The organism is Sorangium sp. So ce385 (genome assembly GCF_051474135.1).
GTDB lineage: Bacteria > Myxococcota_A > Polyangia > Polyangiales > Polyangiaceae > Sorangium > Sorangium cellulosum_D.
The window spans coordinates 10,558,963-10,582,797 of sequence record NZ_CP150337.1 but is presented as its reverse complement, the minus strand read 5'-3'; the positions used below and the strand labels follow the sequence as shown (position 1 = coordinate 10,582,797).

The 23,835-nt window shown below is 72.0% G+C and carries 20 protein-coding genes; 6 read left to right on the top strand and 14 right to left on the bottom strand.

Features of this window, described 5'->3' with window-relative positions:
• Nucleotides 1-35: 35 nt before the first annotated feature.
• From WME83_RS38720 to clsB, 3 genes are all read right to left on the bottom strand, one after another.
• Nucleotides 36-1,229 (bottom strand): vWA domain-containing protein, encoded by a 1,194-nt coding sequence (locus tag WME83_RS38720; RefSeq protein ID WP_437314723.1) that lies wholly within the window; start codon nucleotides 1,227-1,229, stop codon nucleotides 36-38.
• Nucleotides 1,230-1,231: 2 nt separating this feature from the next.
• Entirely contained in the window at nucleotides 1,232-2,071 is an 840-nt protein-coding gene (locus WME83_RS38715; RefSeq protein WP_020739599.1) for an AAA family ATPase, read from the bottom strand.
• Between the two features lie 118 nt (nucleotides 2,072-2,189).
• On the bottom strand, nucleotides 2,190-3,338 hold the full coding sequence (clsB, locus tag WME83_RS38710) for a cardiolipin synthase ClsB (protein WP_437314722.1): 1,149 nt from the start codon (nucleotides 3,336-3,338) through the stop codon (nucleotides 2,190-2,192).
• 459 nt (nucleotides 3,339-3,797) lie between these two features.
• Between clsB and WME83_RS38705 the strand changes: the two genes are divergently transcribed.
• The 5 genes from WME83_RS38705 (at nucleotide 3,798) to WME83_RS38685 (ending at nucleotide 11,344) form a co-directional block, all read left to right on the top strand.
• Nucleotides 3,798-5,711, top strand: coding sequence for a glycoside hydrolase family 2 protein (locus tag WME83_RS38705; RefSeq protein WP_437314721.1), 1,914 nt, complete (start codon nucleotides 3,798-3,800; stop codon nucleotides 5,709-5,711).
• Between the two features lie 241 nt (nucleotides 5,712-5,952).
• Entirely contained in the window at nucleotides 5,953-7,092 is a 1,140-nt protein-coding gene (locus WME83_RS38700; protein ID WP_437314720.1) for a glycosyltransferase, read from the top strand.
• A gap of 3 nt (nucleotides 7,093-7,095) precedes the next feature.
• Nucleotides 7,096-8,217, top strand: a complete 1,122-nt coding sequence (glf, locus tag WME83_RS38695) for a UDP-galactopyranose mutase (RefSeq protein ID WP_437314719.1) — start codon at nucleotides 7,096-7,098, stop codon at nucleotides 8,215-8,217.
• Nucleotides 8,214-10,436 carry an SDR family oxidoreductase gene (locus tag WME83_RS38690; RefSeq protein WP_437314718.1) on the top strand — a complete coding sequence of 741 codons (2,223 nt, stop codon included), beginning with the start codon at nucleotides 8,214-8,216 and terminating at the stop codon, nucleotides 10,434-10,436. The genes glf and WME83_RS38690 overlap by 4 nt, the downstream gene beginning before the upstream one ends.
• A gap of 422 nt (nucleotides 10,437-10,858) precedes the next feature.
• The gene (locus tag WME83_RS38685) at nucleotides 10,859-11,344 is read left to right on the top strand and encodes a hypothetical protein (protein WP_437314717.1); all 486 of its coding nucleotides are present in this window, start codon (nucleotides 10,859-10,861) and stop codon (nucleotides 11,342-11,344) included.
• A gap of 122 nt (nucleotides 11,345-11,466) precedes the next feature.
• On the opposite strand, the gene WME83_RS38680 is transcribed toward WME83_RS38685, so the two are convergent.
• Nucleotides 11,467-12,336: a helix-turn-helix domain-containing protein gene (locus tag WME83_RS38680; RefSeq protein WP_437314716.1), complete on the bottom strand. Its 870-nt coding sequence runs from the start codon at nucleotides 12,334-12,336 to the stop codon at nucleotides 11,467-11,469.
• On the bottom strand, nucleotides 12,333-12,491 hold the full coding sequence (locus tag WME83_RS38675; protein ID WP_165374388.1) for a hypothetical protein: 159 nt from the start codon (nucleotides 12,489-12,491) through the stop codon (nucleotides 12,333-12,335). The genes WME83_RS38680 and WME83_RS38675 overlap by 4 nt, the downstream gene beginning before the upstream one ends.
• A gap of 576 nt (nucleotides 12,492-13,067) precedes the next feature.
• Here WME83_RS38675 and WME83_RS38670 point away from each other — a divergent pair.
• On the top strand, nucleotides 13,068-13,631 hold the full coding sequence (locus WME83_RS38670) for an ExbD/TolR family protein (protein WP_437314715.1): 564 nt from the start codon (nucleotides 13,068-13,070) through the stop codon (nucleotides 13,629-13,631).
• Nucleotides 13,632-13,815: 184 nt separating this feature from the next.
• Here WME83_RS38670 and WME83_RS38665 read toward each other — a convergent pair whose 3' ends face one another.
• From WME83_RS38665 to WME83_RS38625, 9 genes are all read right to left on the bottom strand, one after another.
• Nucleotides 13,816-14,349, bottom strand: coding sequence for a hypothetical protein (locus tag WME83_RS38665; RefSeq protein WP_020739589.1), 534 nt, complete (start codon nucleotides 14,347-14,349; stop codon nucleotides 13,816-13,818).
• A gap of 77 nt (nucleotides 14,350-14,426) precedes the next feature.
• On the bottom strand, nucleotides 14,427-15,254 hold the full coding sequence (locus WME83_RS38660) for a hypothetical protein (RefSeq protein WP_437314714.1): 828 nt from the start codon (nucleotides 15,252-15,254) through the stop codon (nucleotides 14,427-14,429).
• 48 nt (nucleotides 15,255-15,302) lie between these two features.
• The gene (locus WME83_RS38655; RefSeq protein WP_437314713.1) at nucleotides 15,303-17,297 is read right to left on the bottom strand and encodes a BatD family protein; all 1,995 of its coding nucleotides are present in this window, start codon (nucleotides 17,295-17,297) and stop codon (nucleotides 15,303-15,305) included.
• Nucleotides 17,294-18,352: a tetratricopeptide repeat protein gene (locus WME83_RS38650; protein WP_437314712.1), complete on the bottom strand. Its 1,059-nt coding sequence runs from the start codon at nucleotides 18,350-18,352 to the stop codon at nucleotides 17,294-17,296. Before WME83_RS38650 ends, WME83_RS38655 begins: the two co-directional genes overlap by 4 nt.
• On the bottom strand, nucleotides 18,339-19,487 hold the full coding sequence (locus WME83_RS38645) for a vWA domain-containing protein (RefSeq protein ID WP_437314711.1): 1,149 nt from the start codon (nucleotides 19,485-19,487) through the stop codon (nucleotides 18,339-18,341). Before WME83_RS38645 ends, WME83_RS38650 begins: the two co-directional genes overlap by 14 nt.
• On the bottom strand, nucleotides 19,484-20,629 hold the full coding sequence (locus WME83_RS38640) for a vWA domain-containing protein (protein ID WP_437314710.1): 1,146 nt from the start codon (nucleotides 20,627-20,629) through the stop codon (nucleotides 19,484-19,486). Before WME83_RS38640 ends, WME83_RS38645 begins: the two co-directional genes overlap by 4 nt.
• Nucleotides 20,626-21,891, bottom strand: coding sequence for a hypothetical protein (locus tag WME83_RS38635; RefSeq protein WP_437314709.1), 1,266 nt, complete (start codon nucleotides 21,889-21,891; stop codon nucleotides 20,626-20,628). The genes WME83_RS38640 and WME83_RS38635 overlap by 4 nt, the downstream gene beginning before the upstream one ends.
• On the bottom strand, nucleotides 21,888-22,796 hold the full coding sequence (locus WME83_RS38630; protein ID WP_020739577.1) for a DUF58 domain-containing protein: 909 nt from the start codon (nucleotides 22,794-22,796) through the stop codon (nucleotides 21,888-21,890). The genes WME83_RS38635 and WME83_RS38630 overlap by 4 nt, the downstream gene beginning before the upstream one ends.
• On the bottom strand, nucleotides 22,793-23,779 hold the full coding sequence (locus tag WME83_RS38625) for an AAA family ATPase (RefSeq protein ID WP_437314708.1): 987 nt from the start codon (nucleotides 23,777-23,779) through the stop codon (nucleotides 22,793-22,795). The genes WME83_RS38630 and WME83_RS38625 overlap by 4 nt, the downstream gene beginning before the upstream one ends.
• Between the last annotated feature and the right edge of the window lie 56 nt (nucleotides 23,780-23,835).

Genomic DNA, 23,835 nt, shown 5'->3' with positions numbered 1-23,835 from the left:
GCGCCGGCTCAGCCGTATCCGCGCGCCGCGCCGGCTCAGCCGCGACCGCGGCCGCGGACGAGCTCGGAGACGGCCTCTCCCAGGCCCTCGAGCGTGAGCGCGAACATCGGGAAGATGCCCTTGATCGCGTCGACGGTCGGGTGGGGGTACGGGCCGATCCCGTCCGGGTTCAGCCACACGGCGCGGTCGAAATGCTCGCGGAGCATCATCAGCCAGGCGACGCCGGGCAGCCGCGCGTCGGCGTCGAGCGAGGCGCCGCCGTAGCCCGACGAGCCGAGCAGCTCGTACGGCGCCATCGACGCGTCCCCGACCATCACGAGCTTGTGCTGCTTGCCGCACTCGCGGAGGAGCTCGCGCACCGGCACGGGCTCCTGCAGCCCCTCGGTCTTGTAGACCTTCTCGTAGACGCAGTTGTGGAAGTAGTAGCTCCTCAGCTCCTTCCAGTGCGTCGCGCGCTTCGCCGCGCTGAACAGCTGCGACACGAGCGCGGCGTTGGGATCCATCGAGCCGCCCACGTCCATCATCAGGATCACGCGCGTGTTCGGCCGTCGCGGGGGCCGCGTGACGATCTCGATCTCGCCCGCGTTCCTGGCCGTCGCGTCGATCGTCGCCTCGACGTCGAGCTCGCGCTCGCCGCCCTCGCGCGCGAAGGCGCGCAGCTTGCGCAGCGCCACCTCGATCTGGCGCACGTCGAGCGTGACGTCGCTGCGATAAGGCCGGTACCGGCGCGCGTCGGCGTTCTGCATCGCGCCGCTCCGCCCGCCCGCGGAGCCGCCGACCTGGATGCCGCTCGGGTTGAACCCGCCCCGGCCGAACGGCGACGTGCCGCCGGTCCCTATCCACCGGTTCCCCCCGTCGTGGCGCTCCCGCTGCTCGCGGAGGCGCTCCTCGAACCGCCGGAGCACCTCCTCGAGGTCGAGCTCCTCGATCATCGCCTTCTCCTCCTCGGAGAGGGCGCGCATCTTCACCGGATCCCGGAGCCACGAGAGGAGCTCCTCGGCGATCGCCTTGGCCTCCACGTGCACGCCGCGGAAGTGCTGGGCGAACGCGAGGTCGAAGTCGTCGAGGTGCGCCTCGGAGTGGACCAGGAGCGCCCGCGCGACGTGGTAGAAGCCGTCGAGCGAGCTCTCGTGGAGGCCCGCGGCGAGCGCGCGCGCGAGGCCGATCGCCTCCTGGGCGCCGACCGGGACCTTGCGGGCCCGGAGCTCGTAGAGGAACGCGACGAACATCGCTACGACCGGTACCGCCTGCCGCCGGCCAGCTGATCGGCCAGGGCCGCGAGGTCCTGCTCCTTCTTGAGCAGCGCGCCGAGGAACGGCAGCGTCTTGTCGAGCTTCACCTCGCCCACGCCCGCCTTGCGCAGCACGGCGATCCAGTCGATGAGCTCGCTCGTCGAGGGCCGCTTCCGGATCCGGGTGTTCTTCCGGATCTCGTAGAAGACCTGCATCGCTTGATCGGCCAGCGTCCGATCGAGCTCGGGGTGGTGGACGCGGACGATGTCCCGCATGAGCTCCGGCTCCGGGAAATCGATGAAGTGGAAGACGCAGCGGCGCAGGAAGGCGTCCGGCAATTCCTTCTCGTTGTTGCTGGTGATGATCACGACGGGCCGCTCCCGGGCGACGATCTCGTCCCCGGTCTCGGCGACGCGGAAGCGCATCCGATCGAGCTCGTGGAGGAGGTCGTTCGGGAATTCGAGATCGGCCTTGTCGACCTCGTCGATGAGGAGCACGACGCGCCTGTCGGCGCTGAACGCCCTCCCGAGGGGGCCGAGCTTGATGTACCGGCGGATGTCGCGCACGTCGCCGTCGCCGAAGCGCGCGTCGTAGAGCCGCTGGACGGTGTCGTAGACGTAGAGCCCGTCCTGGGCCCGCGTGGTGCTCTTGACGTGCCAGGGGATGAGCTCTGCGGACAGGCTCTGCGCGATGGCCTCGGCGAGCAGCGTCTTGCCGGTGCCGGGCTCTCCCTTGACGAGGAGCGGCCGCTCCAGGACCAGCGCGCAGTTGACGGCGGCCTCGAGCGCTTCGTTGGTGAGGTAGCGTTCGGTGCCGCGGAAGCGGCGGAAGTCGGACATACCGAACGGTAGCACCCGCCGGCGAGCGCGGCGGTGCGCGCGGGCGGGGGGGTGAGAACGTCGAACGACGTCGAACGACGTCGACGGCGTCGAACGACGCCGAGCGAGCGCGCCGGGGTCAGAGCCAGTCGCGCGCGAGGTAGGCTGTCCACGAGGCCGCCCGCTCCCAGAGCGGGCGCCGGGCCCAGTGCGCGACGGTGATCTCGCGGCAGTGGGCGAGGTCGTCGGCGAACATCCGCTCCAGGGCGCCGGCGAACCCGCGGTGCGAGATGACGGCGTTCGCCTCGAGGTTCATGCGGAGCGACTGGCTGTCGAGGTTCGTGGAGCCGACGGTGGACCAGACGCCGTCGATGACCGCGGTCTTGGCGTGCAGGACGCGGCCGCGCCACTCGAGCATGCGGGCGCCGGCGTCGAGGAGGTGGCCGTAGATGGTGCGCGACGCGAGCAGGACCGCGGGCACGTCGGTGGTGCCGGCGACCATGATCCTGACGTCGACGCCGCGGCGCGCGGCGGCGGAGAGCGCGTGGATCACCCGGAGCGGCGGCAGGAAGTAGGCGTTGGTGATGAAGATCCGGCGCCGGGCGCGCTCGATGGCGTGCCGGTAGGCGTCGCGGATGCCGTGGCGGTGCCTGCGCCGGGGGAGGTCGTTGCTGATGATCTGGACGGCGGGGTCGGGCCTGCGCTCGGCGTAGCCGTAGCGCCGATCGTCGATGGGGGCGCCGCCGGCGCGCTGCCAGGTGCGCAGGAAGAAGTACTGGAGCTCGGCGGCGGCGGGGCCCTCGATCCGGAGGTGGGTGTCGCGCCAGCCGGCGCCGCCGTCCTCCGGGGCGGCGTAGTCGTCGGAGATGTTGAGGCCGCCGGTAAAGGCGACGGTGCCGTCGACGATGAGCGCCTTGCGGTGGTCGCGGCGGGCCACCTTCCCGAAGGGGGCCGAGAGCTCGAGGGGGCGGAAGGCGAGGGGACGGACGCCGGCGCGGCGGAGCCCGTCGAGGAACGACGACGAGACGGACGAGCCCCAGGCATCGAAGAGCACGCTCACCTCGACGCCCGCCGCCGCCCGCTCCATGAGCGCCTCGGCGAAGCGCCGGCCGGTGCGATCGTCCCGCAGGATGTACGTCTCGAGGCAGATCGTGCGCCGGGCCCGGGCGATGGCCTCGAGCATGGCCGGGTAGGTCTGGGCGCCGTCCTTGAGGAGCGCGAGCCGGTGGGCGCCGACGGTCATCTCGGCGAAGGCGGGCGCGGTGGACGCGGGAGGGGGCGAGGACATGCAGCGAGGGGCCGGGCTGCTCGGGGTGGGACGGCGGGATGGTAGCGCGGGCGGGCCAGGGATGTGCCACGCGAGCGAAGAGAATTTTAACGTAAAGGCACAAAGAGCGCAAAGACGCAAAAATACGTGAATATTTGCTTTTTTGCGCCTTTGCGCCTTTGCGTTGAACTCTCTCTCTCTCCAGATCCCTGGCCAGGACGCCTGGTGGGGGGAACTGGCGTGGTGACGAGCAGGCTGAGTGTGCGTGTCGAGAGAAGGGATGTCGGCGTGAACAGGAAATGTGGAGTTTGCTTTGATATCCTGCCGACGGGGGGACAGGCCGGGCGGTGCAACGGGCCTATTTGAGGGGAGCGGTTGGACTTGCGCCGGGCGCACGGGCATCATCCAGCGCCTGGCGAGGAGCGCTGCGACTCCGCGGTTCGGTCCGGCGGCTCGTGCGGAGGGAGGAGACGTCACGCGATGGCACCGAGGCGAGCGGAGGGGCGACACGCCGCGGAGGACGAGCTGTCGAGCGCGGGCGGCCGCGAGCACGGATATCCGAGGCCGCAGCTCCGGCGCGCCGGGTGGACCTCCCTGAACGGGCGATGGGCGTTCGCGCTCGATCCGCAGGCGAGGTGGAGCAAGCCCGCCGAGGTCGTGTGGGATCGCGTCATCGACGTCCCGTTCTCGCCGGAGACGGAGCAGAGCGGGGTCGGGGAGATGGGGTTTTATTGCGCCTGTTTCTACCGGCGGACGTTCGAGGCGCCCGACCTCCGCCACGGCGAGCGGCTGATCCTGCACTTCGGCGCCGTCGACTACGAGGCCACCGTCTGGGTAGAAGGGTGCGTGGTCGCGCGCCACGTGGGCGGCTACACGCCGTTCAGCGTCGACATCACCGACTACCTCGGCGCGAAAGGGGCAAAGGAGATCGTCGTCCGCGCCGAGGACGACCCCGCCGACCTGGCGAAGCCGCGCGGCAAGCAGGACTGGCAGCGCGAGCCGCACTCGATCTGGTATCCGCGCACGACCGGGATCTGGCAGACCGTCTGGATGGAGCGCGTGCCGAGGACGTCGATCGGGGCCGTGCGCTGGGCGTCGAGCCTCACGCGATGGGAGATCGACTGCTACGTGAGGATCGCCGGGGAGCGGCGCGACGACCTGCGCCTCAGGGTTCGGCTCCACAGCGACGACGCGCTGCTCGCCGACGACACGTACACCGTCGTCGCCGGCGAGGTGCACCGGCGCATCGCGCTCTCCGATCCGGGGATCGACGACTTCCGGAACCACCTCCTGTGGAGCCCCGAGTGCCCCATCCTGATCCAGGCCGAGATCGAGCTCCTCGGCGGGGACGGGGAGGTCCTCGACAGCGTCCGGAGCTACACGGCGCTGCGCTCGATCGCGATCCAGGGCGATCGCGTCGTGCTCAACGGGAGGCCGCTCCCGCTCCGGATGGTGCTGGATCAGGGCTACTGGCCCGGGACCGGGATGACGCCGCCGGACGATCACGCGCTCCGGCGCGACGTGGAGCTCGCGCGTGCCATGGGCTTCAACGGCGTGCGCAAGCACCAGAAGATCGAGGACCCGCGCTATCTCTACTGGGCGGATACGCTCGGGCTCCTGGTCTGGGAGGAGATGCCGAGCGCCTACCGCTTCACCGCGCAGTCGGTCGAGCGCCTCACGCGGGAGTGGACCGACGTGATCGAGCGCGATTACAGCCACCCCTGCGTCATGGCGTGGGTGCCGTTCAATGAGTCCTGGGGCGTGCCGAACCTGCCGGACAACGCCCGGGAGCGCCACTGGGTCGAGGCGCTCTACCACCTCACCAAGACGCTCGACTCGACCCGCCCCGTGGTCGGCAACGACGGCTGGGAGAGCGTCGCGACCGACATCATCGGGATCCACGACTACGACGCCGACGCGGAGCGGATCGCGCGGCGCTACCACGCCGAGGAGGTCCGGCCCCGGCTGTTCCAGCGCGAGCGCCCCGGCGGGCGCCTCCTCGTGCTCGACGGCCACCGCGGCGCGAGCGACCTCCCGATCATCCTGTCGGAGTTCGGCGGGATCGCGCTCCGGCGGGGCATCCCGGGGATCTGGGGCTATTCGCTCTGCAACGACCCGGGGTCGTTCGCCCGGGCCTACGAGGGCTTGCTCGCGGCCGTGCGCTCGGTCGAGCTGCTCAGCGGCTTCTGTTACACGCAGTTCGCCGACACGTACCAGGAGGCGAACGGGCTTCTCTACGCGGATCGAACCCCGAAGTTCCCGCTTCACGAGATCGCCGCCGCGACGCGCGGCCGCGTCGCCGGGCACCTACAGCCCGATTGCCTGGAGCTCCGAGGACGCGAGGGACCTCGGCAGGAGGGCGTGGTCGATCCCCTGGTCGAGGACGGCGGTTAGCCGCGCCGGGGGCGCCGGCCGGCCTGGAGCGCCGCCGCGCGTGAGCCGACCCCGATCTCGTCCAGCTGCCACGGGTTTCCGGGCCTGTTCCTCGACATGGACACGCCCTCGCGCGGCGGCTCCGCGCGAGGAGCGCTGACGCCGCGCCGCGGCGCGATTCCGGGCATGCTCCTTGAATAGCGCTTGTCGGAAGCCCGGGATGCGACCCAGGTGCACAGCGAGATGCGAGCGGGAGGGATCGATGAGCGCGAGACCGCAGCCGGACGTGATCTGCTTTTCGCACCTGCGTTTCAGCTTCGTGTTTCAGAGGCCGCAACACCTGCTCACGCGCTGCGCGCGGCGGCGCCGGGTCTTCTTCTTCGAGGAGCCGGTGTTCGACGGCGGGCCCGCGCGCCTCGAGGAGACGGCGACACAGCACCAGGGCCTCTGCGTCGCGACTCCGCACCTGCCCTCCGGCGCCGAGCCGTCCCGGGCCTCTGCCATGCAACGCGAGCTCCTCGACGGCATGATGAAGCGCCACGCGATCGGCGACTGCGTGCTCTGGTATTACACGCCGGTGGCGCTCTCGTTCTCTCGGCACCTCGCGCCCGCGGCGACCGTGTACGATTGCATGGACGAGCTCTCGGCGTTCGCCGGGGCGCCCCCGGGGCTCAAGGAGCGCGAGGCCGAGCTCCTGCGCCGCGCCGATCTGGTCTTCGCCGGCGGCGCGAGCCTCTACGAGGCGAAGCGCGCGCTGCACCCGAGCGTGCACGCGTTCCCGAGCAGCGTCGACGTCGCGCACTTCGCCCGCGCGCGGGCCGCCTCCCGCGCCGATCCCGAGGACCAGGCCGCCATCCCGAGGCCGCGCCTGGGCTTCTTCGGCGTCCTCGACGAGCGCATGGACCTCGATCTCCTCGCCGCCGTGGCCGCGCTGCGGCCGGCCTGGCAGATCGTGCTGGTGGGGCCCGTGGTCAAGATCGACCCGGCGACGCTGCCCCGCGCGCCGAACATCCATGTCCTCGGGCAGAAGCGGTATGAAGACCTGCCCGCGTATCTCGGGGGCTGGGACGTGGCGCTCCTGCCCTTCGCCCGGAACGAGGCCACGCGGTTCATCAGCCCCACGAAGACGCCGGAGTACCTGGCCGGCGGCAGGCCCGTCGTCTCGACGTCGATCCGCGACGTGGTGCAGCCCTACGGCGAGCTCGGGCTGGTGCGCATCGCGGACGCGCCCCGCGATTTCGTCGCCGCCGTGGAGGCGGCCCTCGCCGAGGAGCGCGGCGCGATGCTCGCGCGCGTGGACGACGTCCTCGGGCAGCGCTCGTGGGACGCCACCTGGGCCAGGATGGAGCGGCTCCTCGAGGGCGCCCTGGAGCGCCGCGGCCGGGCCGTGGCGGCGAGGTGAGCCATGTTCGATTACCTCATCGTCGGCGCGGGCTTCGCCGGGTGCGTCCTCGCCGAGCGGCTCGCCCGCGGCGCGGGCAAGAAGGTGCTGCTCTGCGACGTGCGCATGCACATCGGCGGGAATGCGTACGACCATTACGACGCCGCCGGCATCCTCGTGCACAGGTACGGACCGCACATCTTCCACACGAACTCGCGGGAGGTCTTCGATTACCTGTCGCGGTTCACCGAGTGGCGCCCTTACCAGCACCGCGTGCGCGCCTGGGTCGACGGTCAGCTCCTGCCCATCCCGATCAACCTCGACACGATCAACGGCCTCTACGGCCTGAGCCTCAACGCGCTGGAGGTCGAGGGATTCCTCGCCTCGAGGGCCGAGCGGCGCGAGCGCATCCGCACCTCGGAGGACGTGATCGTCAGCAAGGTGGGGCGCGAGCTCTACGAGAAATTCTTCCGCAGCTACACGCGCAAGCAATGGGGGCTCGACCCGTCGGAGCTCGACGCCTCGGTGACGGCGCGCGTCCCCGTGCGAACGAACCGGGACGACCGCTACTTCTCCGACACCTACCAGGCGATGCCGCTCCACGGGTTCACGCGGATGTTCGAGCGGATGGTCGACCACCCGGGCATCAAGATCCTGCTCAACACGGATTACCGCGAGATCTGCGCTGTCGTCCCGCACCGCGAGGTCATCTATACAGGCCCGGTCGACGCCTATTTCGATTATCGCTTCGGGAAGCTGCCCTATCGCTCGCTCGAGTTCAAGTTCGAGACCAAGGACCAGGAGGTGTACCAGGCGGCGCCGGTCATCAACTATCCGAACGAGTACAGCTACACCCGGGTCACCGAGTTCAAGTACCTCACCGGCCAGGCGCACCCGAGGACCACGATCGTCTACGAGTTCCCGAAGGGCGACGGCGACCCGTACTACCCCGTGCCGCGGCCGGAGAACGCGGCGCTCTACCGGAAGTACGAGGAGCTCGCTCGGTCGACGTGCGGCGTCCACTTCGCCGGCCGGCTCGGCACGTACCGCTACTACAACATGGATCAGGTCGTCGCCCAGGCCCTCACCCTCTACGCGAAGCTGACGGGCGCGCCTGGCACTCGGCCCCTCGCGGAGGCGGCGTGATCGGGCCGGGCGGCGCGCCGGCGATCGAGGTCTGGGGCGGCGTCGAGTGCACGGTGAACCGCGTCGGCGACGCGTACCACGATCAGCTCGATCGGAACGGCCACGCGCACCGGCTCGACGACCTCGACCGCTTCGCCGCGCTCGGGATCCGGGCGCTGCGGTACCCCGTGCTCTGGGAGCGCACGGCGCCGGACGGCCTCGCGCGCTTCGCGTGGGCCGACGCGCGCCTCGGGAGGCTGCGCGACCTCGGCGTGCGCCCGATCGTGGGGCTCGTCCACCATGGCAGCGGGCCGCCCCGGACGAGCCTCCTCGACCCGTGCTTCGTCGAGGGGCTCGCGCGCTTCGCCCGCGCGGTGGCCGCGCGCTACCCGTGGGTCGAGGACTACACGCCGGTGAACGAGCCGCTCACCACGGCGCGCTTCTCCGGCCTCTATGGCCACTGGTACCCGCACGGGCAGGACGGCCGCGCCTTCCTCCGCGCGCTCCTCACGCAGTGCCGCGCGATCGCGGCGGCCATGCGCGCCATCCGCGAGATCAACCCCCGCGCGCGCCTCGTGCAGACAGAGGATCTCGGGCGGACGTTCAGCACGCCGCTGCTCGCGTACCAGGCGCAGCACGAGAATCACCGCAGGTGGTTGAGCTTCGACCTGCTCATGGGGCGAGTGGACCGGGATCACCCGCTGTATCCCCGGCTCCTCGAGTGGGGCGCGTCCGCCGGCGAGCTCGAGGCGCTCGTGGAATGTCCCTGTCCGCCGGACATCCTCGGCGTCAATTACTACATCACGAGCGAGCGGTTCATCGACGAGCGCCTCGAGCGCTATCCGCCGTGGGCGCGCGGCGGCAACGGCCGGCACGCCTACGCCGATATCGAGGCCGTGCGCGTCGTCGCCGAAGGCGTGGGCGGGCACCTCCCGCGCCTCCTGGAGGTCTGGGAGCGTTACCGGCGGCCGGTCGCGATCACCGAGGCGCACCTGGGCGGATCGCGCGAGGAGCAGCTCCGCTGGCTGGCCGAGGCGTACCGCGCGGCGGTGGCCGCGCGCGCGGCGGGCGCGGACGTGCGGGCGATGACCGCGTGGGCGCTGCTCGGCTCGTTCGACTGGGACAGCCTCGTGGTGTGCGCGCGCGGGCGCTACGAGCCGGGCGTCTTCGACGTCCGCGGCGGGGCGCCGCGTCCGACCGCGCTCGCCGGGCTCGTCCGGGCGCTCGCGCGCGGGGAGCCCTTCTTCCACCCGGTGCTCTCGACGTCGGGGTGGTGGAGCCGCCCGGACCGGCTGCTCTATCCGGCGGTCAGCGTGGAGGGGCGCGACGTCGCGGGGCGCATCGAGCCGTCCGGCGGCCTCACGGCGCAGCCCGAGGGGCCGCCGATCGTGATCGCCGGCGCCGCGGGCATGCTCGGCAGGGCGTTTGCGCGCCTGTGCGCCCGCCGCGGCCTGCCGCACCGCATGCTGAGCCGCGCCGAGATGGACATCGCCGATCCCGCCTCGGTCGAGCGCGCCCTCGAGCGCCACGCGCCGTGGGCGGTCGTCAACACCGCGGGCTATGCGCGCGTGGACGACGCCGAGCTCGAGCCTCACCGCTGCGCGCGCGAGAACGCCTCCGGGCCCGCGGTGCTCGCGGCGGCGTGCCGCGAGCGCGGCGTCCGGCTCGTCACGTTCTCTTCCGATCAGGTCTTCGACGGCACGGGCACGACACCCTATGTGGAGACCGACCCGGCGCGGCCGCTGAGCGCGTACGGGCGGAGCAAGGCCGCTGCCGAGCGACAGGTGCTCTCGGTCCTCCCGACGGCGCTGGTGGTGCGCACGGCGGCCTTCATCGACCCGTGGGACGAGGCCCATTTCGTCGCCGCCGCCCTGCGCGCGCTTCGCGACGGCCGCCCCTTCAGCGCGGCCGAGGACCTGATCGTGACGCCGACCTACACACCCGACCTCGTCGACGCGACCCTCGATCTCCTGATCGACGGCGAGGGCGGCCTCTGGCATCTGGCCAACCGCGACGCGGTGACCTGGGCTGAGCTCGCAGCTCGGAGCGCCGCGCTGGCGCGCCTTCCCGCGGCGCTCCTCGTCCGCTGCCCGGGCAGCGCGCTCGGCTTCGTCGCGCCGCGCCCGCGGTACAGCGCGCTGGGCAGCCAGCGGGGGCTCCTGCTCCCCGCGCTCGACGATGCGCTCGCGCGATACCTGTCGACCGTGTCCGAGGCCCAGCTCGGCCGCCAGGCCGCTTGAGCCGGGACAAACGTTCGGGATCCCGCCGTCCGTGACAGGCGCCGTCGGTCGTCGGGAGGAAGCGGAATCGTGTCCATGAACACCCTGGGGCGGATCGTGCGGAGCCGGTAACGGCTTTCCCCGTCTTCCCGTGCGGTGAGCGCGTGTCCAGCGCGCGACAGCCATCGATCGACGCGAGGCATCACGGATGAGCCTGCTTTGTCGCCACGATCGCCTTCAGCGCTCGGGTGGCGCTCATGTGCCCGGGCGTCTCGCGATGACGGATGACTCTCTGCTTCATTGGCGCGGCGTCTGTCGAGGGCGTCGACTCGTCTGCTCGACCGGAGGAAAAGTGGAGCGGCCCGGTGGCGTTGCTTGCTCCCACCTTCGCGGGCGCCTAGCCTGGAACGCAGACGTAACCACGAGATTGCGGAGGGAATGCCATGATGCCGATGATGAGCATGCCGATGATGGGCTCGATGGGGATGATGCCTCAGATGATGGGGATGATGCCTCAGATGGGGATGATGCCTCAGATGGGAATGATGCCTCAGATGATGGGGATGATGCCTCAGATGGGGATGATGCCCCAGATGGGGATGATGCCTCAGATGATGGGGATGATGCCTCAGATGATGGGAATGATGCCTCAGATGATGGGTCAGATGCCGATGATGGCGCGGATGACCTGTGAGATGGATAAAGACGGGATGGTTTGCAAGATGATGCCCATGGAGGGCATGAACATGGACATGCTGCGCCAGCGGTGTGATGCCATGATGAAGATGATGGGCATGGGCATGCCGATGATGGTGATGTGCGGCAGCATGCCGATGATGATGTGCATGGGCACCGGCATGGGCATGGGCTCTGGCGCGAGCGGCACGAGCAACATGGGCGGCTCGAACGTCGCCAGCATGAACCGGTGATCGCGCGCCCCTGGCGCAGCGCCTGATGGCTCGCCGGCGCCGGGCAAACACGAACCGATGGACACGGCGCCTGGAGCGCCAGGAGATTCTCCTTCTCCAGGCGCCCTGGCGGCTCGCGCTGGTCAGCCGGTCTTTTCGACGTACGTCATCACCAGGTACATGATGACTTCCTGCCTGGTGGGGTTCCTGTACTGGTGAGGCACGTCGGCCTCGAACAGGATCGCGTCGCCCGTCGCGAGCAGGTGGCGCTCGGCGCCGACGATCATCTCCAGCGTTCCCGTCGTCACCACGAGGTTCTCGATCGTGCCCGGCGGGTGCGGATCCGCCTGCTCGGTGGCGAGGGGAGCGAGCCTGAGCTCGTAGAACTCGACGGTCCTCGGCACATCGAACGGGAACAGCGCGCGCGAGGTGAACGAGCCGTCGTGCGACGTGAGCACCTTGGCGCGCGCGGCCGGGATGAGCGCCGTGCCCCCGATCGACTGGTCGCTGATCAGCGCCGAGAACGGCACGCCCAGCGCCCGGGCGATCTTCCAGAGCACGTTGATCGTCGGCGTGCTTTGCCCGAGCTCGATCTGGCTGAGCATCGCCCGGCTCACGCTCGACGCCTTCGCCAGCCGTTCGAGGGAGAGCCCGCGCTTGGTCCGGAGGCGGCGCAGGTTGGCGCCGACGATGCCGGTGAGCGCCGAGGACGAGTCCTGCGGGGCCATCTCGTAGCCCCAGGCCTCGTCGGACGTCTCGTCCACGTCCCGCTGCGGCGGCTCCTTCGGCGCCCCGTTCCCTTTCGCGCGGCTCGCGCTGGCGCTCGCGAGGTCGGCGGCGCCTTCCGGCCGGCGATGCGACCGCGGGCCGGCGAGCGGCAAGGAGCTCTCCGCAGGCCCGGCGGGCGCTTCCACCCCGTTCTTGAAGCCCACCCCGGACGACGAGGCTTCGAACCGCTCGCCGGCGATCAGCCCAAGGGGGGCGCGCGGCGTGTTCTGGCGGACCGATTTCATCGCAGCTGCCAGACCGGCATCCACGTCCACACGGGGAACCACCAGAGGGCGACCGGCATGGTCAACGAGCTACCCGACGCCATCGTGTCGTTCTCGAGCGCGCGTTCGCTCCGAGCGACCCGCCGCTGCTGCCGGTACTCTTCCAAGTCGATCACTTGAGCACTCTGGGGGCGCATCCGACTTACCTCCAACCCGTAGACCTATCATCCGTTATAACGGATTGTTTGTCAAGGGACAGCTCGGTCGTGACGCACCGACGACGGCACGATGCGTCATCGTGATGACGCCATCGGGCAATCTCAGCCGTGGCTCGCCGTGTCGACCAAAATGCCCATGGATTCAGCAGGTAATTGCGTCGTCGCTGTAAAATTGTTCCAAGGTGCCACCTGCGCCGATGCGCCACGCTTGACGCGATGCGCTGTTTTTGCAGAGGCGGCAAAATGATGCGCCTCCGAAATAGTGGACGGCGCGGGGCGCGCGCGCCCGCGATCGTCCGTCCCCTCCGAGGGGGCACCTGTCGCGGGCGATGCGGGGTGGCCTGGCGTGTCTGTGCTTCTCCGCGTGGGTCCGTTGCCGCCCCCGCACGGATGCGCCGCTCGGCCCGGTGCGCTCCAGGAACATTCGGGGCGCGCCGTCCTCAGTCCCCCACGTCGCGGCGCGGTTGCGGAGCCGGGGCGCTTCGCGGCGCACGAGCGCACATCGCGGCAGCACGAACACACAAGGAGGCAGCCATGGCGGGCGTCGACGTGGGCGGTGGCGAGAGGCGGGCGAGGAACAGCGATATCAACATGATTCCGTTCATCGACCTCCTGATGGTGACCATCGCCTTTCTCCTGATCACCGCGGTGTGGGTCTCGAGCTCGCGCCTCAAGACCAGCGCAGAGGCCCCGGCCGCCGCCGGGTGCGGCGAGGAGTGTCAGAAGGAGCCTCTCAAGACGATGCACGTCCACGTCGGCGAGGATAGGTTCAACCTCGTGTGGAAGCAGGGCGCGACCGTCCTGAGCGAGGTGAGCGTCCCCAAGCACCCTGTCGAGATCGGCGCGGCGGGGGCCAGCGCGATCCGGTATCGAGAGCTCAGCGACGCCATCCAGCGCGAGTGGGAGCGGAGCGGCGAGCACCGCGCCCCGAGCGACCGCCGCGCCGATCAGGCCGTGCTCCACAGCGACGACAAGACGCCGTTCCGCGAGCTCGTCGCCGTGCTCGACGCCATCAACGCCCCGCGCCGCACGGTCCTCCTCGACGATGGTCGCAGCATCGAGATGCCCGCGTTCCTCGCCACCTTCTCCGCGCGCTGACCCCCACCGTAGGCCCCCGGCGAGGGTGTCCTCGGCGCGGCGCGGGGTGGGGGATGGGCCGATGTCTGAGCCTGAGAGTTGAGCCATCCGGCAAGCCGGATGGCTCAACTCTCAGGCGAGTTCGGCGGGGCCCCCACCCCGCGCCGCGCCGAGGACACCCTCGCCGGGGGCCGGGCAAATGGCGCTACGCCGTGAACTCCGTCGTGAGCGCCACCCAGTTCGAGGGCGGCCGCACCGCGTAGCTCAGCGCCAGCACCTCGATCAGCACCACCCGGTAGATCGCGTGGACGTCGTCGACGTCGACCTCGTGCGCGTTCGCCTCGAGGGCGGCGTCGAGGTGCTCCTGCACGAACGCGAGGACGTCCGGCTGCTCCATCGCGATCACGTCGTCCGAGTCGACCGCCTCCGCGGGGTCGTGGAGGCGGATCTGCTCGTCCAGGTTCAGCGACTCCTCGACGCCGGTGAGCGCCGTCTCGGTGACCTCCTCGAGGTCCTGCCCGAACAGCTCGTCGAAGGCGAGCCAGATCGCCAGCGTCAGGAAGTAGCCGAGGGCGAGCGCCGTCTCGTCGAGCGGGCCGGAGAGCACCGAGGAGATCCGATCGGCCAGCGCGGGCTGCGTCTGCTCGAAGCGCGTGAACGCGTCGTCGAGCTGCTTGCGCGAGTCGTCGTCATCCTCGGCGAGCTGATCCTCGATCTCGGACAGGACGCGCGCAGGCACCTGAGCGTACGAGGGGACGGGGCGAATGGCTGCGCGGCGTACCCACACGCGGACAACCTAGCACACGATGGCGCGGCTCATGGAGCGAGGAGCCGGATGCTCGACGCAGGAACCCACCCCTCCGCCGCGCCCCAGCGGACCTCCGCCAGCCCGCCCGATCTCCTGCCGACCTCGACCGACGCGCCCTCCGGGATCGGGCTCTGCGCCGCGGCGGCCAGCGCGCGCCCGCCCTCGTCGAGGAGCCGCACCTCGGGCGCGACCACGACGCCCGCCCGGGTCGTGAGGCGGAGGTGCCGCGCCGCATAGGTGAGCGGCACCAGCGCGAGCAGCGCGACCAGCGCGGTCGGCGCGAGGACGCTGCCCGCGACGTGCGCGGGGCCGGCCGGGCGGCGCCGCAGGACCACGCCCAGCGACAGCAAGAGCGACGCGAGGAGCGCGGCCGCCGCCCAGGTGCGCTCCGAGGCGAGGCCGACGACGACCCGGTCGAGCGTGGGGCGCGCGTCGACCGCGTCCGCGGCGCGACGCGAGCGCCGGCGGGTGATCTCGGCGCGCACGAGGTCGAGCGCGCGATCCGCGTCCGCGTCGCCCGGGCGGAGCCGCAGCGCCTCCTCGAAGGCGGCCGCCGCCCGGCCCAGATCGCCGGGGCGGTCGGCGCCCTCGCGCACGCGCGTGACGTACGCGAGGCCGCGGTTGTAGCTCGCGTCCGGGTGCACGAAGCCGCGATCGGCGAGCAGCTCGAACGTGTCGATCGCCGCGCCGTACTCCCCGCGGCCGAGCGCCGCGGTGCCCTGCTGGAACAGCGCCTCGGGCGGCTCCCCCGGCTGCGCGCGCGCCGGCAGCGCCGGCGCGAGGCACGCGGCGAGGACGAGCGCGGCCGCGAGGGGGCGCCTCTTTCGCAGGTTCACGTCGGCTTCCATCGGGCGAGCTTCACGTCGGCTTCCATCGGGCGAGCTTCACGTCGGCTTCCATCGGGCGAGCTCGGTGAGCACGGCGCGGCCCTGCTCGACGAGCGCCGCGGCGGCCGCCGCGCCGGCGTTGCCGCCGCGCGCGGCCGGCTCGAACCGGATCGCCTCGCACGCGGCCAGCGCCTCGCAGGCGCGCGCCGAGAGCGCGTCGGGGACGCCGCGCTGGCCGAGCTCGTCCGGCAGCGCCGCCAGCAGGACGCCGCGGGAGCGGAGGCCCGTCGCGGACTCGATCGCCCGGTGCACGGCGCGCTCGATCGCCGCGGCCGTCGCCCCGACGTCGCCCTGCGCGGCGGCCTCCTCCGCCTCGCCCAGCGCGACCGCCGCGAGCCGGGCGGGCGAGGTGGCGCCGGCCGCGCGGCGCTCGCGCGCCCGGCGCGCGAGGCGAGCGCCCGCGCCGAACAGCGTGACGGCGAGCGGCGGCGCGGCCAGGAGCAGCCAGAACGGCGCCCCATCGAGGGGCAGCGTCGCGGGCGGGGCGTACGGGCCGAGCGACGTGCGGAGCCCGGGCATCCCGGCGAACCGCTCGGCGCGTCCCGCGGCGCCGTCCGCGGCGCCCGGCGCCGTGGACGACGGCGCGGACGCCGCCGACGGCGCGACCGGGGTCACCTGGACGACGCCGAGCTCGGCGCTCTCGACCACGTAGCGCTTCTGCGCCGGATCCCAGTAGGGGAGCTCGATCTTCCCGAGGTCCACGGCGCCGCTCTCCTGGACGCGGACGACGTAGCCGAACGACCGGAAGCCGCCGATCGCGCCGCCGCGCGGCTCGAGCGACTCGCGCTTCTCCGGATCGAGCCACTCGAGGCCGGTCCGCTCCGGCACCCGGAGCGACTGCGGGAAGTTGCCGGTGCCCGCGACCTGCACGGTGACGGCCACCGAGCCGCCCTGCTCGATCTGGCGCGGCTGCACCGTCGCCTTGAGCGTGAACTGGCCGACGTCGCCGAGGACGTAGCCGGACGGGCGGCCGGCGAGCGGCGGCTCCGTGACGCGGACGACCACGTCGTTCGACTCGCGCAGCACGCGCGCGCCGATCCGCCGCCCCGTGATGCGCGCCTGCATGCTGCCGGTGTGCAGCTCGCCCGCCTTCAGCGGGAACAGCGCGAGCTTGTCGACGAGGCGGGCCGCGTAGCGGTGCCCGCCGACCCGCGTGTACACCGGCCGCTCGTGGCGCGGGTCCTCGAGGAGCGGGTGGCGGAGGAAGTCCGCGGCGGGCGCGGCGCGGGGCTCGCTCATCTCCGCGTTCTCGCGGAAGTAGAGGTAGAACGAGACGGTGACCTGCTCGCCGACCACGGCGTTCGTCTTGTCCGGGATGGCGCGGATGAACACGACCGGGTCGGGCTCGCTCGGCATCGCGAGCTCCGGCGCCTGGTCTTCGGGCTCGTCCTCGACCACGTCGTCGTCCAGGAGGCCGCCGGGACCGCCGAACGGCCAGGGAAAGCCCGGCATCGGGCCGCCGGGCATCAGGAACGGGCTGTTCGGCCGGCGCGGCCGCCCGCTCGCGGGCACGACCTTGATCAGGATCGGCGCCGCGGTCAGGCGCTTGCCGTTCCAACCGATCGTCGGCCCCGGGATCGTGTAGCGGCCGGGCTTGTCCGCGACGATCTGCCACGTCGCGCTGATCCCGAGCTGCGTGGTCATGACGCCGCCGCTGAGCTGCGTCTTCATCTGCGTCCCGATGCTCGGGCCGGAGACGATGGAGAGGTCGGGCGGGACGCGCAGCTCCGGATCGGACGGCATGCCGCCGCCGCGCTCCACGAGCGCCTTCACCTCGACCGTGAACGGCTCGCCGACCTCGACCTCGGTGGAGCTCGCGCGCGACGAGAGCTCCGGCTGCTGGGCGCGCGCGCGGAGCGGGGCGAGCAGCGCGAGCAGCGCGAAGAGCAGCGCCGTCGCGAGCGGCGCGAGGCGCGGGGCGGCGAGCGCGAGCGGGGCGGGGAAGCGCGCGGCGAGCGCGAGCGGGGCAGGGGAGCGCGGCGGGCGCGTCACTTGTCCTCCATCGCGCGGCCCCGCCGCATCCCGGCCTTGCTCTTCGCTTCCTGCTCCTGGTACGTCGGCGCCTCCTCGAGCTGATCGAGGATGCGATCGTCCTGCCGCCCGGTGGGCGGCTGCTCCTGGGGCTGCTCGCGCGGCGGCTCGGGCTGATCCTGCGGGCCCGCGTCGGGCGGCTGATCCTGCGGGCCGGCGTCCGGGCTCTGGTCCTGGTCGCCGCCGTCGTCGCCCGCGTCCTGGTCGCCGCCGTCGTCGCCCGCGTCGGGCTCGGCGTCCGGCGGCGCGTCGGGCTCGGCGTCCGGCGGCGCGTCGGGCTCGGCGTCCGGCGGCGCGGCGTCCTGCTGCTCCTGGATCCGCCGCAGGGCGATGGCCCGGTTCCAGGCCGCGTCCCGCCCGATGCCGTCGCCCCCCGCCTCCTCGAAGATGCCGGGGATGATGGCCAGCGCCTGGTCGTAATACGTCACGGCGTCCTCGTACTTGCGCCGCAAGAACTCGAGGTTGCCCGCGAGGTAGCGGGCGCGCGCCCGCAGGTCGGCCGGCACGCTCGGGTCGGCGCCGATCGCCTTCACCAGGATCAGCGCGCAGTCGATCTCGATCCCGCGCAGCGCGTCGTTCTGCTCCTGCTCCGGGCCGCCGTCCGCGAGCTCCTCGTCGCCGAACCGGTGGCCGTAGCGCTCGGCCAGGTGGAACAGCGTCAGCCCGAGATCGAACGAGCCGTTCGGCTTTTGGCGGACGGCGTCGGGCAGCCCGATGCCGGCGTCGGTGCACGGGCCCGTCCCCAGGTAGCTCGCGAGCGCCTGCTCGGCGGACTCGAAGTTGCCCGCGTCGAGATCGCGGATCGCCTGATCGACCGCGGGCGCGTTCCGCTCGAACGGGGACGTCGGATCCCACCCGCCGCAGCCCGTCGCCGCCGAGAACGCGGCGCCGGTGAGGCACGCGGCGGCGAGCCCGATCGCGATGAGGCGCCCGTGGCGCGCGAAGAACCCGGAGAGATCCGCCCGCCGGCGATCCCGGCGCGGCGCATCGGCCCGCTTGCGATCACGACGCGGCATGCTGCCCTCCCGCGCTGCCCTCCGCCGCCGCCCCCGCCGCGAGGTCCGCGCCACCCGGGCGCGCCTTCAGCAGCGCGGCGCGCTTCGGCGCCACTTCAGGCCTCGTCGCGACGAAGCGCCGGCGCGGAGCGTCCTTGAGGAACACCTCGGCGATGAGGAGCAGGATCGCGAGGCCGAGGGGGTAGAAGTAGACGTCCGCATAGACCGTCTCGACCCGCTCCGAGAACTCGCTCTTCATCTGCCGCCTGAGCTCCGCGGCGATCGTCTCGATGCCCGTGGTCCCCTTCTCCGCGCGGATGATCTGCCCGCCCGGCGTCGCCTGCGCGATCGACGCGAGCTGCTGCTCGCCCGACAGCGACAGCTCGGTCGTGAGCGGCTTGCCCTGGCGATCGGTCCGCCACCCGACGATGCGGCCGTCCGGGCCGATCTCCGGGATCGGCTCCGGCGTGCGCCCGCCGATCTGCACGACGTGGATCGTCGTGCCCTGGGCGCCGATCGCCTGGGCGACGCTCAGCGGGTAGCCCTCGAGGTCCTCGCCGTCGGTGACGAGCAGGATGATCCGCTTGTGCTCGGCGGACTTCGGATCCCGCTTCAGGAGGTCGTTCGCCTGGTCGAGCGCGCGCGCGATCGCGGTGCCGCCGATCGGCATGTCGTTCGGGTCGAGCTGGCGGAAAAACTGAGCGATCGCGGCGCCGTCGGCCGTGAGCGGGAAGCCCATCGGCTCGCCGGCGAACGCCACCGCGCCGAAGCGCGCGCCCTCGAGATCCTTGATGAGGCGGGCGACCTCGACCTTCGCCCGGAAGATGCGCGACGGCTCGACGTCGCGCGCGTACATGCTCTTCGAGTAGTCGAGCGCGATCACCACGTCGACGTTCGTCGCCGGCACGAGCCGCGTGCCCTTGCCGTACTGGGGCCGCGCCGCGGCCACGAACGCGAGCGCCGTCGCGAGCACGAGGAGGACGCCCTTCCACGCGCGGCGCTTCGCCGGGTCGGCGGTGGTGAGCGCCTTCACGCGATCCTCGTCGCCGAAGCGCTTGATCGCGCGCGCCACGCCGAAGCCGCCGAGGATGAGCAGGAGGCCGATCAGCGCGGCGAACGCCGTCCCGAGCAGGAACCACGGGGCCGCAAAGTTCACGGGAACCTCCGGAGCAGCCAGGCGCGCAGGAGCGCGTCGAGCCCGATCAGGAACACGCCGGGCAGGAGCAGGAACGGGAAGAGATCCTCGTACGCGGCGCTCGACGCCTCGAAGCGGGTCTTCTCCAGCCGGTCGAGCACGTCGTGCATGCTGTCCGCCAGCGCCTTCGCGTCGGTCGCCACGTACGACTCGCCGCCGGTCTTCTGCGCGATCTCCTGGAGCAGCGCGGGGTTCACCGGGAAGCGGTGGCGCACGTAGCGCGGCTGCCCGAAGAGATCGACGCCGTCCTCGACCTCGACCTCGTCGTCGGTGCCGATCTGGATCGTGTAGACCTTCACCCCGAGCGACGTCGCGAGGTGGGTCGCGTACTCGGGCGCGATCGCCCCCGCGTTCGAGTCGCCGTCGGTCAGGAGGATGACGACCTTCGACTGCGCGTCGCTCCTGCGCAGGCGGGCGACCGCGGTGCCCAGCGCGTCGCCGATCGCCGTCGCGCTGCCGTCGATCACGTTGAGCGTCATCTGCGACACCATCTGCGTCAGCAGGTGGTAGTCGAGCGTCGGCGGCGACAGCACGTACGCGGCCTTGCCGAAGACGACGACGCCGAGGCGATCGGTCTTCCTGCGGCCGATGAAGTCCTGGAGGACGAGCTTCGCCGTGTCGAGCCGGGTCAGCCGCTTGCCGCGCGGCAGCCTCGGCTGGCCGGGCAGATCGCTCGGCCTCGCGTCGAGGATCGCGCGCATCGAGCCCGACAGGTCGAGCGCGACGACGATGTCGATGCCCTTGTCGTCCGTGCGCTGCTCGCGGAGCACGCTGACCGGCCGACCCATCGAGAGGACGAGGAGCGCGAGCGCCACGGCGCGGAGCACGCCCGGCAGGTCGCGCAGGTGGCTGCGCAGGCCGCGCGGCCCGCGCGCGAGCGGCGCGACCGTACCGAGCCGGAGCCGGGGCCTGCGCGCGTCCTCCGCGAAGATGCCCCAGTACCAGACGACCGGCACCGCCAGGAGCGCGAGCAAGAACCACGGCGCCTGCCAGCTCGCGCCGACCCACGCGTCGCGGCGGGCGAGGTAGGGATAGACGCAGGCGAGCGCGGCGACGACCAGCGTCCCCCCGATCGCGAGCGCCGCGCGCTTCGCGCGGCTCACGGCGCCTCCCCCGGCGCGCCGGACGGGCGAGTGGGCGGCGGCTGCTTGCCGGCGGGCGGGGCTCCGGACCCGGCGCCCCCTTCGGGCCGCACCGCGGGCGGGGTCGTGCGGTGCACGATGACCTCGCCGCGCTCGATCGCCTCGAGGCAGTCGGCCTCGCTCGGCTGGAGGCGCGCGAACTTCACGAGGTCGCAGTCGGCGAGGAAGCGCGCGATCTGCGGCAGCACCGGCACGGGCGGGCGCACCCGCGCGAGCAGCGCGCGCATCTCGTCGCTGGTCGTCTCGAGGCCGTCGAAGCCGTAGCGCGCGCCGAGGTACTTGCGCACGCAGTCGCTCACGCGGTCGAAGTACTCGTCGGTCCGGCCCTCGCTGAGCAGGCTCGAGCGCCGGAGCGCCTCGAGCTCCTCGAGCGCGGCGACCCACGGCAGCTTGGGCGGCGGGGCGGCCACCACGCGGGGCCGGCGCATCCAGCGCCGGACCAGCCAGGCCGCGACGAGCCCGAGCGCCGTGCCGATGAGGATGCCCGCCGCGAGCTGCTTCGCGAGCACCCACTCCTCCCGCTGCGGCCGCGGCGGCGGGTTCGGCTTGACCTTGGGATCCCGCTCGTTGGCGATCGGGTCCTCGACCACGATCTCGTGCGGCCGGGTGCAGACGGTGACGAGCTCCCCGCTCGCGCGGGACACGGCGATCGGCACCGGCGGCAGCTGCAGCGCGCTCCTCCCGGGCTCCTTGGGCAGCGGGACGAACGGGATGACCAGCTTGGTCGTCGCGCCGGCCTCGGTCGCCGTGGTCTCGCTGGTCGGCCCCGCGCCCGCGTCGGCCTCGGGCAGGATGAACCCCGCCTTCTCCAGCGCGCGCGCGGCGTCGCTGTCGCTCTGGACCTTGAAGCCCTCCGGCAGCACCGTCTCGCCCTTGCCGTGCGCGATCGTGATCTCGAGGTGCGCCGCGTACCCGCTGAACCCGTTCCTGGGGAACGTCTCCTGGAGCGTCGGCCGCGTCGCGCCGGGCGGCACGTGCTCGGCGCACGAGGCCCACACGCTCCCGCCGCGCTCCGTCGCGGCGGGCGCCGGCGCGGGCAGCGGCGGCGGCGCGGGCGGCGCGTCGTCGTGCTGAGCGGCGGGCCCGCCGGCGGGCCCGCCGGCGGCGCCCGCGTCCGGCTGCGCGAGCGCCGGCGCCGCGCACGCGAGCGCCGCTGCCAGCGCGAACCACGCGGGCAGGCGCGCGGCGCCCGCGGCGACGGCCGAGGGGGGGCGCGGCCTCATCGCCTGAGCCTCCGCGCCCGCTTGGCGAACAGGTCGCGCAGCGGCGTCACGAAGCTCTCCCCCGTCTTCACGACCACGGCGTCGAGCGCGAGCTTCTTGAAGAGCTTGTCCCGGTCGCTCCGGAGCTTGCGCATGGCGGTGCGGTAGTGGTCGCGCACCGCCCGGTCGCCGGTGTCCACCACGACCTCCTCGCCGGTCTCCAGGTCCTCGAACGTCGCGAGCCCCACGTCGGGCAGCTCCTCGTCGCGCGGATCGACCAGCATCACCGGGATCACGTCGTGCTTCGCGCTCGCGAGCGAGAGCGAGCGCTCGAAGCCCGTGGCGAAGAAATCGCTGATCACGAAGGCGACGCTCCGCCGCTTCGCCACCTTCACCAGGGTCTCGAGCGCGAGCTTCAGGTTGGTCCCCGTGTACTTCGGCTCGTGCCCGAGGATCTCCCGGATGACGCGCATCACGTGCTTGTCCCCCTTCTTGGGCGGCACGAGCTTCTCGATGGCCTCGGTCGCGAGCACGAGGCCCACGCGGTCGTTGTTCTTGATGGCGCTGAACGAGCAGAGCGCCGCGATCTCGGCGGCGACGCGCGCCTTCGACGCGCGCCGCGTGCCGAACTGCTCGCTCTGCGAGGCGTCGACGACCAGCATGACGGTCATCTCGCGCTCCTCGACGAACACCTTCACGAACGGCTCGCTCATGCGGGCCGAGACGTTCCAGTCGATCCAGCGCACGTCGTCGCCGGGCATGTAGGCGCGGACCTCGCGGAACGAGAGGCCCTGCCCCTTGAAGACGGACGAGTACGTCCCGGAGAGCTGCTCGTTGGCGAGCCGTTGCGTCCGGATCTCGATGCGCCGGAGCTGCTTGAGGAGCTCCGGCGGCAGCGGGTTCTTCGAGCCGGAGGCCTTGATCACGGCACCTCGACCACCTCGAACACGCGCCGGACGATCTGCTCGGACGTCACCTCCTCGGCCTCCGCCTCGTAGGTCAGGACGACGCGGTGCCGGAGCACGTCCGGGCCGATCGCCTTCACGTCCTCCGGCGTGACGTAGCCGCGGTGGCGCAGGAAGGCGTGCGCGCGGGCCGCGAGCGCCAGCGCGATCGAGGCGCGCGGGCTCGCCCCGTACTCGATGAGGCTGCTCAGCTCCCGCATCCCCTTCTGCCCGGGCTCGCGGGTCGCGAAGACCACGTCGACGATGTAGTCCTTCACGCGATCGTCCATGTACACGTCGCGCACGACCTTGCGCGCGGAGACCAGCTCGTCGGGCGTCGTCACCTTCGCGGCCTTGCCCTCGATCACCGCGGTCGTGCGGTCGATGATCTGCCGCTCCTCGGCGCGCGCGGGGTACCCGACCTTGACCATGAGCATGAACCGGTCGACCTGCGCCTCCGGGAGCCGGTAGGTCCCCTCCTGCTCGATCGGGTTCTGCGTCGCCATGACCACGAACGGGCTCGGCAGCGGGTAGGTCGTGTCCCCGATGGTGACCTGCCGCTCCTGCATCGCCTCGAGGAGCGCGCTCTGCACCTTGGCGGGGGCGCGGTTGATCTCGTCGGCGAGCACGAGGTTCGCGAAGATCGGGCCGAGCTTCGAGGTGAAGTCGCCCTTCTGGTGGTTGTAGATGACGGTGCCGATGAGGTCGGCGGGCAGGAGATCCGGCGTGAACTGGATCCGGGAGAACTTCGCGTCGATCGCGTCGCAGAGCGTCCGCACGGTGAGCGTCTTGGCGAGGCCCGGGACGCCCTCGAGGAGCACGTGCCCTCCGGTGAGCAGCCCGATGAGGATGCGCTCGATCATGTACGTCTGGCCGACGATGACCTTGCCAACCTCGCTCAGCAGGGTGTCGATGAAGGCGCTCTCTTTGGCGACCAGCTCGTTCAGGGCGCGTACGTCGTGCATAACGGGTGGGAGCTCATAGCAAGCCCGGCCGCCCGAGGACAACCGGCGCCGCCCGA

Bases quoted from the DNA above. Each gene is read 5' to 3' on its own strand.
- glf (WP_437314719.1), top strand. From the start codon at position 7,096: ATGTTCGATTACCTCATCGTCGGCGCGGGCTTCGCCGGGTGCGTCCTC.
- WME83_RS38700 (WP_437314720.1), top strand. From the start codon at position 5,953: ATGAGCGCGAGACCGCAGCCGGACGTGATCTGCTTTTCGCACCTGCGT.
- WME83_RS38715 (WP_020739599.1), bottom strand. From the start codon at position 2,071: ATGTCCGACTTCCGCCGCTTCCGCGGCACCGAACGCTACCTCACCAAC.
- clsB (WP_437314722.1), bottom strand. From the start codon at position 3,338: ATGTCCTCGCCCCCTCCCGCGTCCACCGCGCCCGCCTTCGCCGAGATG.
- WME83_RS38650 (WP_437314712.1), bottom strand. From the start codon at position 18,352: ATGCCGCGTCGTGATCGCAAGCGGGCCGATGCGCCGCGCCGGGATCGC.
- WME83_RS38635 (WP_437314709.1), bottom strand. From the start codon at position 21,891: ATGAGGCCGCGCCCCCCCTCGGCCGTCGCCGCGGGCGCCGCGCGCCTG.
- WME83_RS38670 (WP_437314715.1), top strand. From the start codon at position 13,068: ATGGCGGGCGTCGACGTGGGCGGTGGCGAGAGGCGGGCGAGGAACAGC.
- WME83_RS38685 (WP_437314717.1), top strand. From the start codon at position 10,859: ATGATGCCGATGATGAGCATGCCGATGATGGGCTCGATGGGGATGATG.
- WME83_RS38625 (WP_437314708.1), bottom strand. From the start codon at position 23,779: ATGCACGACGTACGCGCCCTGAACGAGCTGGTCGCCAAAGAGAGCGCC.
- WME83_RS38720 (WP_437314723.1), bottom strand. From the start codon at position 1,229: ATGTTCGTCGCGTTCCTCTACGAGCTCCGGGCCCGCAAGGTCCCGGTC.
- WME83_RS38680 (WP_437314716.1), bottom strand. From the start codon at position 12,336: ATGAAATCGGTCCGCCAGAACACGCCGCGCGCCCCCCTTGGGCTGATC.
- WME83_RS38705 (WP_437314721.1), top strand. From the start codon at position 3,798: ATGGCACCGAGGCGAGCGGAGGGGCGACACGCCGCGGAGGACGAGCTG.